The organism is Acinetobacter sp. Swhac1 (genome assembly GCF_013390985.1).
GTDB lineage: Bacteria > Pseudomonadota > Gammaproteobacteria > Pseudomonadales > Moraxellaceae > Acinetobacter > Acinetobacter towneri.
This window is the reverse complement of record NZ_JACASN010000029.1, coordinates 26084-37007: the sequence shown is the minus strand read 5'-3', so window position 1 is coordinate 37007 and position 10924 is coordinate 26084. Positions and strand designations below refer to the sequence as shown.

Annotated in this window: 11 protein-coding genes, 2 rRNA genes and 1 pseudogene; 7 read left to right on the top strand and 7 right to left on the bottom strand. The window is 41.5% G+C overall.

Features of this window, described 5'->3' with window-relative positions:
* Positions 1–109 (top strand): 23S ribosomal RNA (locus HX743_RS13160); the annotation flags it as partial.
* Positions 110–319: 210 nt separating this feature from the next.
* Positions 320–434, top strand: a 5S ribosomal RNA gene (gene rrf / locus HX743_RS13155).
* A 138-nt stretch (positions 435–572) separates the two neighbouring features.
* Here rrf and HX743_RS13150 read toward each other — a convergent pair.
* On the bottom strand, positions 573–1952 hold the full coding sequence (locus HX743_RS13150) for a dihydrolipoyl dehydrogenase (protein ID WP_178319436.1): 1380 nt from the start codon (positions 1950–1952) through the stop codon (positions 573–575).
* A 160-nt stretch (positions 1953–2112) separates the two neighbouring features.
* Here HX743_RS13150 and HX743_RS13145 point away from each other — a divergent pair, with 160 nt between their 5' ends.
* Positions 2113–4113 (top strand): hypothetical protein, encoded by a 2001-nt coding sequence (locus HX743_RS13145; protein WP_178319435.1) that lies wholly within the window; start codon positions 2113–2115, stop codon positions 4111–4113.
* A 161-nt stretch (positions 4114–4274) separates the two neighbouring features.
* On the opposite strand, the pseudogene HX743_RS13140 reads toward HX743_RS13145, so the two are convergent.
* Together HX743_RS13140 and HX743_RS13135 are read right to left on the bottom strand one after the other, a co-directional pair.
* Positions 4275–4697, bottom strand: a pseudogene (locus tag HX743_RS13140) (beta-lactamase hydrolase domain-containing protein).
* Positions 4690–5025 (bottom strand): TIGR01244 family sulfur transferase, encoded by a 336-nt coding sequence (locus HX743_RS13135; protein ID WP_178319434.1) that lies wholly within the window; start codon positions 5023–5025, stop codon positions 4690–4692. The pseudogene HX743_RS13140 and the gene HX743_RS13135 overlap by 8 nt, the downstream one beginning before the upstream one ends.
* 123 nt (positions 5026–5148) lie before the next feature.
* Between HX743_RS13135 and HX743_RS13130 the strand changes: the two genes are divergently transcribed.
* The 3 genes from HX743_RS13130 to HX743_RS13120 all read left to right on the top strand — a co-directional run bounded on the left by HX743_RS13130 (position 5149) and on the right by HX743_RS13120 (position 6951).
* Entirely contained in the window at positions 5149–6045 is an 897-nt protein-coding gene (locus HX743_RS13130) for an alpha/beta hydrolase (protein WP_178319433.1), read from the top strand.
* Positions 6046–6477, top strand: coding sequence for a thioredoxin TrxC (trxC, locus tag HX743_RS13125; RefSeq protein WP_178319432.1), 432 nt, complete (start codon positions 6046–6048; stop codon positions 6475–6477).
* Between the two features lie 96 nt (positions 6478–6573).
* Positions 6574–6951, top strand: a complete 378-nt coding sequence (locus HX743_RS13120; RefSeq protein WP_228748483.1) for an acyl-CoA thioesterase — start codon at positions 6574–6576, stop codon at positions 6949–6951.
* A gap of 86 nt (positions 6952–7037) precedes the next feature.
* Here the strand turns inward: HX743_RS13120 and HX743_RS13115 are convergent, their stop codons facing one another.
* Positions 7038–7541: a DUF4442 domain-containing protein gene (locus tag HX743_RS13115; protein WP_096902415.1), complete on the bottom strand. Its 504-nt coding sequence runs from the start codon at positions 7539–7541 to the stop codon at positions 7038–7040.
* A gap of 12 nt (positions 7542–7553) precedes the next feature.
* Positions 7554–8042 carry a YajQ family cyclic di-GMP-binding protein gene (locus HX743_RS13110; protein ID WP_004976234.1) on the bottom strand — a complete coding sequence of 163 codons (489 nt, stop codon included), beginning with the start codon at positions 8040–8042 and terminating at the stop codon, positions 7554–7556.
* Positions 8043–8134: 92 nt separating this feature from the next.
* On the opposite strand from HX743_RS13110, the gene HX743_RS13105 reads away from it, so the two are divergent.
* Positions 8135–8449 (top strand): rhodanese-like domain-containing protein, encoded by a 315-nt coding sequence (locus HX743_RS13105; RefSeq protein ID WP_004976235.1) that lies wholly within the window; start codon positions 8135–8137, stop codon positions 8447–8449.
* 79 nt (positions 8450–8528) lie between these two features.
* On the opposite strand, the gene mnmC is transcribed toward HX743_RS13105, so the two are convergent.
* Both mnmC and HX743_RS13095 read right to left on the bottom strand, forming a co-directional pair.
* Positions 8529–10430, bottom strand: coding sequence for an FAD-dependent 5-carboxymethylaminomethyl-2-thiouridine(34) oxidoreductase MnmC (gene mnmC, locus HX743_RS13100; RefSeq protein WP_178319431.1), 1902 nt, complete (start codon positions 10428–10430; stop codon positions 8529–8531).
* A 37-nt stretch (positions 10431–10467) separates the two neighbouring features.
* Entirely contained in the window at positions 10468–10923 is a 456-nt protein-coding gene (locus HX743_RS13095) for a hypothetical protein (RefSeq protein ID WP_004976237.1), read from the bottom strand.
* Between the last annotated feature and the right edge of the window lies 1 nt (position 10924).

Genomic DNA, 10924 nt, shown 5'->3' with positions numbered 1-10924 from the left:
TTTATGCCTCCTAAAGAGCCGTTGAAGACTACGACGTTGATAGGTTGGATGTGGAAGCATAGCGATATGTGAAGCTGACCAATACTAATTGCTCGTGAGGCTTGACTATACAACACCCAAACAGTTGTTGTATCACAAGCATCAATCGATTCATAAAAGATCACTTGAAACTGATCAGATCAAATATCTTGATTCAGCCCTTGCTGAACATGAAATTTCAGATACAATAGCCAACCTGTTAATAACTCATTTGGAACAAAGTAAGGCATTACATGCAAAAGCAGAGTAACTAAGACCCGAACAAGTCCATAACAGTTGTGCTGGCGACAATAGCAAGAGTGAACCACCTGATCCCTTCCCGAACTCAGAAGTGAAACCTCTTCGCGCTGATGGTAGTGTGGGGTTACCCATGTGAGAGTAAGTCATCGCCAGCTCATTATTCGAAACACCCTCAACTAGCGTTGGGGGTGTTTTTTATGTGGGAAAGAAAATATTAAAAACTATAAAAAGTGAAGGCAAAATAAAACCATCAGGGGATGGTTTTAAAGAGTAAGCATACTTTCTAAATTTGATTAGATTTCACGTAGTTGTCGACGTGCATGTTTAAATGCTGTTCTTAAACCTTCTTCTAGTGTTGGATGGTAGAACGGTTTATCTAAAATATCCTCAAGTGTGAGTTCTTCATCAATCATCCAAGCCAATAAGTGCGCCATGTGCTCAGCAGCATCCACAAATAATTCAGCACCTAATAACTTTTGACTTTTATTATCAATATAAACTTCAATAGCACCTTTATTTTTTCCTAGCACCAAGGCGCGACCTTGTTTTTCATAAGAAACAAAGCCTGTTGTAAATGCAATATTTTGATCTTTCAGTTGTTTATAGTTTTGTCCTACAGATGCCATTTCAGGTGAGCTAAACACAATACCCATGGGTGTTAATGTTTTAATATTTTCAATATTTGGAAAGCTTAAACAATTATGCACGGCTGCACGCCCTTCATGTGCTGCTTCATGTTGAATGGGAGTATTCGTGTGTGCATCACCCACAATAAAAATAGCATGCTGTCCGAGTTGTTTGGTATGAGGATCAATTGGGAGTTGTTTGATGTTGTTGAAACTTGTATCAATATTTTCAAGATGAAGCTGATCTAAATAGCTGCGTCTACCCGTAGCAACCAATACATAATCGGCAGTTAAGCTTTGTATTTGTCCATTTTCTTGATATTCAATTTTCACGCCTTGTTCTGTTTTTTGTAGTTGTGTAGGCAAGGTTTCAAATTTGATATTCAATTCTCGACTGAGTGTATCTTGTGCAATGGTTTGTAGTTCTGGGCTGCGGAGTGAACCAACTTTACGACTACGTGCAAAAATAGTGGTCTCTACCCCTAAGCGTTGCATAGCTTGAGCTAATTCGATTGCAATTACACCACTGCCAATGACGGTCAAAGATTGCGGTAAGTGCTCTAATTCAAAAATTTGATCTGATGTGATTAAGCGTTCGCCTAAGTTTTCTTTCCAGGCTTGGTCATAAGCAGGAGTAGAACCGACTGCAACAATAAAAGCTTTTGCCTGATATTGCTGTCCATTCACTTGAATTGTATGGGCATCTATGAAAGTCGCAAAGCCTGAAATCTTATGGGATGCTTCCCAACGATCTACATCTTTTTGTGTGGCACGGGTAAAACGATCACGTAATTGACGTACGTGCGTCATGATTTGGGATGTATCAATTTTTGCATCTACCGTGAGTGCAACTTCTTGTGCATGTTGAATGTCGTGCATGCGATTGGCACTAGAGATGAGGACTTTGCTAGGCATACAACCAACACGGGCACAGGTGGTGTCCCATGGACCGTGATTGATGATGAGTAGGTTTTGGGTGTATTTAATTGCTTCTTTATAGGCGCTAATGCCTGCGGTACCTGCACCAATAATAATGAGGTCGTACATTTGTGAGCTACTTCATGTAATAAATAAATTTAGGCTAACACAAGCAAAACATTTATCATGCTTTTATTTACATAAAGCAGTAACTATGGTTACATATCTGACAATATTAATTATATGTTCGATTAACTCATAGTTTTAGAGGGATTTGGGGAATAACTCAATGAAAAAGAAAGAAATTAGTTTGAAATTTTCGGCTGTGGCTTTAGCAGTTTTATTGGCTGGCTGTGGTGGCGGTGGAAGTGATGGTTATTATAATACGAAAGGTTCTACTACAGGTAATGCTTCGAATCCTAGTACAGGTGAAGAAGTAAAATCTGTTAATATTAGTTCTATTGAGTTGATTGATCGCAATGGTAGCTTAACTCAAGCAATCGCAGCAGAGGGTGTGATCGCTAAAGTCAAAGTAACAGATCAGTCAGGTAAAGGAATTAGTGGTGCATTGGTTACATTTACAGTGACTGGTGGTGTTGTTTTAGGTAGTTCCAATGGTGCTGTTTTAACCAATACTAGTGGTGAAGCGAGTATTTCTGTTAAACCTGAAAATTTAAACACTAATGGCGCCTATCAAATTTCTGCAGTTGCAGATTTTGATGGTGCCCAAGCGTCATCACAAGCACTTAATTTCTCACTTCAAGCAACCAATATTATTTTAGTCGATTTGAAAGCAGCTAGTACTCAATTAGAGTCTGGCGGTTCAACAAATATCACATTAAAAACGCAAGATGCAAAGACGAAAGTTAATCAAAATAATGTCAACGTTGAGTTCACTGCAACTTGTGGTAAATTTGAACCAGCTACAGTTGTTTCATCAAATCAAGGAAATGTTACGACATCATACAAAGCAATTGGTACAGATGGAAAGTTGTGTACAGGGACACAAAAAATTTCAGCAAAAGGTTTAAACATCCCAGAAGTTGAAGTTGATGTCAATATTAAGGCACTTGAAGCTAACTCATTAGTATATACATCTAATCAAGTTAATTTGGGGATTAGAAAAAGTGGTTCAGCATCATCTGGTCAAATTGAATTTACTTTGTATGCAAATGGTGTACCTGTAGCAGATCAAGATGTTTTGATTGAGAAAGTACAAGCACCAGAAGATTTATCGTTCGTATCATTTGGTAATCAAAATAACAAAACTATAAAAAGTGATTCGAATGGTAAAGTGATTGTGAATCTTTATCCTGGAGATAAACCTGGGCCTGTAGAGATAAGAGCAACTTTAGTTTCAGACAAAAATGTTTCGGCTGTATCTAAAAATGTATCTGTATCTATTGGTCGAGTCACTCAAGATGGATTAAGTTTATCAGTATCTAAAAATTCATTACAGAATGTAATTGATGGTGACACTGCAACTATTACAGCGAGAATGGTTGATCGTACACGGAACCCTGTTCCAGATGGTACAGTAATTAGCTTTGTTTCTGAGGGAGGGAAGGTTGAACCTAATTGTTCAACAGTCCAAGGAGTATGTTCTGTAACTCTAACAACACAAGAACCTCGTCCTTTAGATAATCGTGTGACTGTATTGGCTTATGTTGAGGGTGATAAAAGCTTTACAGATTTAGATGGCGATAATCTTTATACTAAAGGCGTAGATCGACTTCTTAGTAATATTGGTAGCTTTTTCCGTGACGATAACGAGGATAATCAATATAACAAAGATTATGGTATTGGTGAATTTCTTTATAATCGTGCGGTATTAGGAAACAAAGCGACCTGTGCTCCATCTACAATTAGACAGCCGAATATCGCAGACACATGTGACGATAATTTAGATACGGTCATCCGTCAGCAATTATTATTTGCATTTGCTGAAAATACACCAACCTTTACTAATGTAAAGGCAAGTGGAAGTTTATTGTCTTTTAATATGTATGGAAATAGCGCTCAAAGTGTGCCTATGCCAACAGGTACCACAATAAGTGTTACTCCTGAGGATAATACAAAAGCCAATAATTTATCTTGTACTGCAGAGTTAGCAACAGGAAGTTCACCTGTCGCAAATGTCTTTGATCTTTTGACACCAAGCACTTTCAAAAATAGTAATCAAAGTTACTATGGCTATCGTCTAAAAGAATGTGCGGTAGGAGATACGTTGAAAGTTTCTGTTTCTTCACCAGATGGTAAAGTATCCACGATTTATGTAGATTATCAATAGAAATTATATTTAAAAAAAACAGCGCTTTAGCGCTGTTTTTTTTATGGGGATTTTAATTTAAAAATTAAAGCGAAGTCCCCACACTCACACCCACGGTCGGGCGCACTTGCATCGAACTACACGCAGTGAGAACTAAGACACAGATTACTGCCAATAAAACTTTATTCATGCAACAAACCTTGAGATTTTGCCTGATGAAATAACGCACTAGAACGAGCGCCACTACGACAAATCATCAGAATGGGTTTTGGAAGCTCATTATAATATTTAGCGAATTCAAGAATGTCTGTTTGAGAAATTTTACCGCTACTAACCGGTTGATAAATCACACTGACCTGAGATTTTTCTGCAATATTGCGTAATTCGCTGACCTTGACCAGATTGCCCATCTCTTGATCAGGGCGGTTCACAATCACAGATTTAAAACCTTGCCGCATCAACTGTGAAAATTTGGCAGCATTCATCTGACCTGCAACACTGACTTTGGTATTTAAAGTCTAAACATCGTTTTGAGCGTGACTCAGTGAGATACTGCTATAGATCAGAACACAGCAAAACACATACTTGAAGATGGGTTTAGTCATCCAACAAATCCATTTGTTTTGCCAACTGAAATAAGTTGTTTGAGCGGTTTCCAGTACGACAGAACATCAGGATAGGTTTTGGCAATTCGTTATAGTGATTGGCAAAAGTACGCACATCGACTTCAGTAATTTGACCCGACACCACAGGCTGATAGACATAATCTAAGCCTGCTGCACGTGCAGCTTCTTCAATTTGCGCACTGGTTGGTTGTTCGGCACCACCTTCCATATCTGGGCGGTTATTAATAATTGACTTAAAGCCTTTCTCTACAACTTGGCTCACATGTTCAGGACCAATTTGACCCGCAAAACCGACTTGTTCAGACATGGGAATACTCCATCATTTTATTCATGACAATATGCTTTATGATAGCATTAAGCAGATTCAAGAGCAGAATGTTCTGAAATATTTATAACGATGATAACGATAAAATAACGCAATGGAGCGCTTATGCATTCCTATACGGTCGAGCCTTTATATGTCAAAAGTGATCACGAGGTGATTGCTGCAGACTTTTATCGCCCTAAATCTATAGAAAAACCTGCGGTGATTCTGATGGCGCATGGTCTGGCGGCCTTGCGTCATTTTAAATTGGTGCAATACGCACAGCATTTTGCTCAGGCAGGCTATGCCGTGGTGCTATTCGATTATCGCTATTGGGGCGGAAGTACGGGGCGTCCACGTGAGTTGGTATCCATAGAGGCGCAGTTAGACGACTGGCGCAGCATGATTTCACATATCGCGGAACGTAAGTCGATTGATGCCAAACGCATGATTCTGTGGGGAACTTCTCTGAGTGGCGGATATGTGCTGAGTTTGGCCTCACGCTTACACAATATTGCCGCGGTCATGGTACAAGTGCCTTTTGTAGATGGTGCGGAAAGTGCCAAGTTATATCCTTTGCAGCAACTTCCGAAAGCCCTAAAAATTTCCAGTCAGGACTATATGGGAGCAAAGGTGGGGATGTCACCCAAAACGCTTGCAGTGGTGGCGCAAAAAGAACTATGTTTTTTACCGACTGCAGACAGTTATGCAGGTTATATGTCAATTGTGAACCCCGACCATTACTGGAGTGGGGAAATTCCTGCTCGGGTGTTTTTTAATTTGATTCGTTATCGCCCCATTCAAGAAGTGCGGCAAATCAACATCCCTGTGTTATTTATTGCTGCACAGCGTGACAGCCTGATTCCAATTGAATCGAGTCGTGAAACGGCCACCAATATTGCGCCTTATGTGCAATATGAAGAGTGGGATATGCAACATTTTGATATTTATCATGGTGAATGGTTTAAAAAAGTCATTCAGACCCAATTAGAGTTTTTACAGCAACTGTTTGGAGTTCAGTAAATGATTATTGTATGCCCTGAATGCGGTGCAAAAAACCGTGTACCTGAAGATAAATTATCTGCCAATCCTGCATGTGGGCAGTGTCATCAAGCGCTGATTCCGCTTGCACCCATTGAATTGAATGAGCAAAATTTCAGTAATTTTATTCAAAATAGTGACTTACCTATTCTGATTGATCTTTGGGCGGACTGGTGTGGTCCTTGCAAGATGATGGCACCACATTTTGCAACAGTTGCCAAGCAAAATCCGCAGGTGGTGTTTGCCAAAATTGATACCGAGGCCAATCCACGCTTAAGCAGTGCATTCCATGTGCGCAGTATTCCAACACTGGTATTGATGAATAAAAGCAATGAAATTGCTAGAATAAGCGGCGCGCTACGAGCGACTGAATTACAACAGTGGTTGGATCAGCAACTCAGCGCCCAGTCTTAATGCACTGTTCGTGCTAATTTAATGCAAATGTCCGGAGTGAACGTGTCAGATTCTCATGCAAAACCAGAGGGAGTGCTTTCCCTACAAACAATTGCCATGCCAGCAGATACCAACTGGAGTGGAGATGTCTTTGGAGGCTGGATCGTTTCACAGATGGATTTGGCTGGTGCGATTCATGCCGAGCGCTTTAGTAAAGGACGTTGTGCCACGATTTCTATTAACCAAATGACTTTTTTGGTACCTGTAAAAGTGGGCGATGTGATCAGTTGCTACACCAAAATTCTAAAAGTGGGCAATACCTCTATTCAAATGCAAATTGAAGTGTGGGACAGCCATGACGATTCACGTGAAGCCGTGCGTGTCACCGAAGGCGTATTTACCTTTGTTGCGGTTGATGTCAAAGGCTCAAAACGTCAGATTCCTGAAGAAGCCAAACAGAAGTTTTTAGAAGCTCAGGCTAGTCAAGCATCATAATTATCAAGCTAGTCAAACATCGTAATGAAAAAAATCCCAGCACAGTAGCTGGGATTTTTTTATTGGAGAAGAAACAAATATTAGGCTTATTTCTGCTTTAAATGTGATTTTGACACCCATGCCCACAACATTTCACACTGAATCGGGGCTTCGCCTGATTCATCAATCACACTGACATTGACCAGTGTTTCACCTTTGTCGGTGCTGTGCATGAGTTGTTGCTGTTCTGGGCTGAGTGTGGCAATGGCTGTCATTGCACCTTGAGTTGGACGTTTAAAGTCCACTTTCAGGCTTTTAATCAGCACAATGGCACTATCAGGTACATTCATAGCAGTCACAAAACCTGTAGCAGTTTCGGCAAGCAGCGCCATAGCACAGGCATGTACCTGTCCAATATGGTTTTGCATGGCTTTATGATTGGCAAGACTGACCACCACTTGCGATGGGGTTACTTCTTGATAGCGAATTTTCGCAGTGCCCACCATCGGCACGACACGACCAAAGGCTTGACTCAAAAGGCGGCTTTGAATGCCTTTCGGCAATTTTGATGTTGCTTTGACCAGTTTGTTTAAGCGATTGGTTGGTGTCATGACATCCCCAAATTAATCTTTAAAGTTGTTAAATTGCAGTGGCAGACCAAATTGTTGCTCTTTCAAGAACGCCATTACTTGTTGCAATGTGTCGCGTTTCTTGTCGGTCACACGAATTTTGTCACCCTGAATAGAAGATTGCACTTTAATGCCACTGTCTTTAATGGCTTTGTTAATTTTTTTTGCGGTATCTGAGTCAAGACCATCTTTAAGTTTGATCACTTGAATCACATTTTTACCTGATGCGGTCATTTTTTGTGGGTCAAGCGCCTGAATGTCGACTTTACGCTTATAGAAGTGATTTTCGAGCATGGTATACACTTGCTCACATTGGAAATCACTTTCAGTGGAGATTTTAATCTCTTTGTTTTTTTCATTGAGGTCGATAGAAACATCCTGACCACGAAAATCGAAACGAGTACCGATTTCTTTTTGTGTGTTTTGAACCGCATGATTCACTTCAAAAAGTTCTAATTCAGAAACAATATCGAAAGAAGGCATAATGAAGACCTTTGCAAATGGAAACAATATCTGAGATGCTAGGGATGTTTTCTTCATTTGCCAAGTGTTGTTTTACATCAAAGGAGTGCGCAATGATCCGTAAACAAGAAATTACAACATTTGAGTTCCCAGCTGACGCGATTATCTGGGATGTACGTGATGCAAGTGCTTATGCAGAAGCTCATGTTAAAGGTGCTGTGAATCAGCCAATTAACGATCTATCAGCAGAGAGTCTTACTCAGGTGTCGGCGGATCAACCCATTTACATTTTATGTGGTGGCGGAAGTAAAGCCCCACGTGCAGCGGAAAAACTAGAAGGTTTGGACAGCTCACGTGAATATGTGGTTTTAATGGGTGGTACACGTGCTGCGCGCGACGCAGGCATGCCTTTGGAACAAGGTCACTAAGTATCATCAATATGAAGAAAGCGCCGTAAGGCGCTTTTTTGTTGGGTATCGTTTTATTTCTATTTTCTCTAAGCGAGCGTTAGCTTGAAGGTGGAGGAGCTTTAAAATAAGGCTTCTTGTTTTTCACCTTTTTCTGAAAACGTGTAGCTGCCAGTTTTTGTACTAAGTTTTTAGGTACAGCGCAGGCTTCTGCTAAAACTTGTGCCGCCAGTATTTCACTGCACAACGGGGCAAATAAAAAGCCTTTAGAACCGAGTCCTGCAAAGCTGTAAATTTCCTGATCATCACGCATTTTGCCAAGTAGGGGAAAATAATCCTGACTTTGGGCGCGTAGCGAAGCGCGACCTTGCCAAGTATCTACGGGTGCTAAGTTTTCGGCATACGCAGGAAAGACACTGTGGATAAGTTCGTAGTTATGCACATGGTCTTCTGCCAAGACGTCACAATCTTCCCGATTTGGATAAAACGATGCACCTAAAATCAGTTGATCGGCATTGAGCTGCATGCAATAGCCGCCATAGCTATAGGCTTGTGATAATGGCAAAGCCTGATCTGTATTATTTACCCAGCTAACTTGCCCACGAATGGTTTTAAGCACAGGGTAATGCTCAAAAAAAGCACCGCTTTGCAGCGCTGCACAGACGATGACATGATCAAACACTCCAAGTTCAGTATCTAGGCTGTGTAAGATCAGTTGCTGTGCTGTCGTGGTGATTTGTTTAATTTGAGCTTGCTGAAACTGAATGTGCGGATGCGCAAGAATTTCATCACGCAGTTGATGTGGAGAAACTGCTCCTGCTTGCAATAAGCTTAAACTGGCAAAGTCGCTTTGTGGCGTAAGTTCGGTTGCACTCTGTGCTGCTAAAATACCTTTTGGGTATTGTGTGGCTAAATCCAGCAATTCATCGGCATGTTTAAGTGCCAGTTGATGAATCTGCAACGGACGAAATGCTTTGAATGCGGCATAGTGATTTAAAGCATGTTGCCATGCCAAAGTCATTAAATGATCAGCACTTTGATGAATTGGGCAAAGTTTTGGGTTTAAGAGTGCCAAAGGATTGCCAGAACCGCCTGCAAGTGGCGCTGTTTGGTCATAGAGCGTGACTTGATGCCCTCGTTGGGAAAATGCCCACGCACAGCTTAAACCCGCAATTCCTGCGCCTATGATCGCAATATGGCGCTGTTGGTTGCTTGTTGTGGTATTTGTTGTAATTTGAGTTTCGTTCTGATCGGATATTGGCTCTATTTCAGGCGCTTGCCAGATGGCTTTCAGCATTTCCCGTTTATGCCCAAAACCGCGTGGGCGGGTGATGTGAATACCGTGTTGTTTTAAGCCACGTTTGAGTACGCCTGCCACACTAAATGAGGCAAAAGTCGTGCCATAATCGGACAGTGCTACAATCGGGTTGAGCACGGTTTCCTGCCACATATCGGGGTTACAGGCGGGTGCAAAGCCATCTAAAAACCACGCATTGACAGGAGCAGTTTTAGCAATGACAGGAAAAACTTCCTGAGCATCGCCTAGCCATAAATCTAGGCTAAAGCGTTCATCTGGAAAGTTTAAACGATGACAGCCTGCAATAGCGGCAGGGTATTGCTGAATCAGCTGTTCAGACAGATGACTGAGTTCGGGCCAAGCCGCTAAGGCACGTATAAGATCGGCTTTGCAAAGTGGAAATTTTTCGACAGAAATTGCGTGTAAATGGCTGCGATTATTGGGACGTACCTGTTGCCATAATTGCCAGAGCGCTAAAATATTTAAGCCTGTACCAAAGCCTGTTTCGCCTACACAAAAATATTCAAAATCATTCAGCGCTGCTAAACGGATGGGTAAGTCATTGCCCTGTAAAAACACATGCCGTGTTTCTAATAAACCGTTGTCTTTAGAGAAATACACATCGCCAAATTGTTTGGAAATGGGCACATCAATACCATCGACCAGTTGCCAATCCAGCTCGGCAGTTTGAATAGGCTGAAACAAAACCAGAGTACCTTAAATCAAGAGGTGAATGCTCACCTTACCATTGGCGGCGACGTTTGGTATAGACATAGCTAGCAATTAAGAAGCCGAGCAATACGCCAACCGCGAGTGTTGCAGCACCGTATAAAAACATTTGCGCACTGCGTTCACTTTGCAGTACTTGAACTTGCACGCCTAAATTATCGTTTTTAAGTTGCAGTTCCTGATTCTGTGCCAAAGCATCGAGGTTTGCCTGTTCAAGTTGTTGCAAACGTGTGCTCTGATCTTTAATCAAGGCTTTGGTTTTAGCTTCCTGAAGGGCTTTATTTTTGGCAATTTGTTCTGCAGTCAGGGGCTTATCTTGTGCAGGAGTAACCCCATTGGCTGTTGCTACAGCTGCCGTGTTGGTCACAGCAGCAGGAGCAGGTGCAGTAGGTGTGGTTGTGGCTGGCTCAACTGCATATACAGGTGAACTGAGCAGAACAGCAACAACACTGGCAACAACGAAACGCATA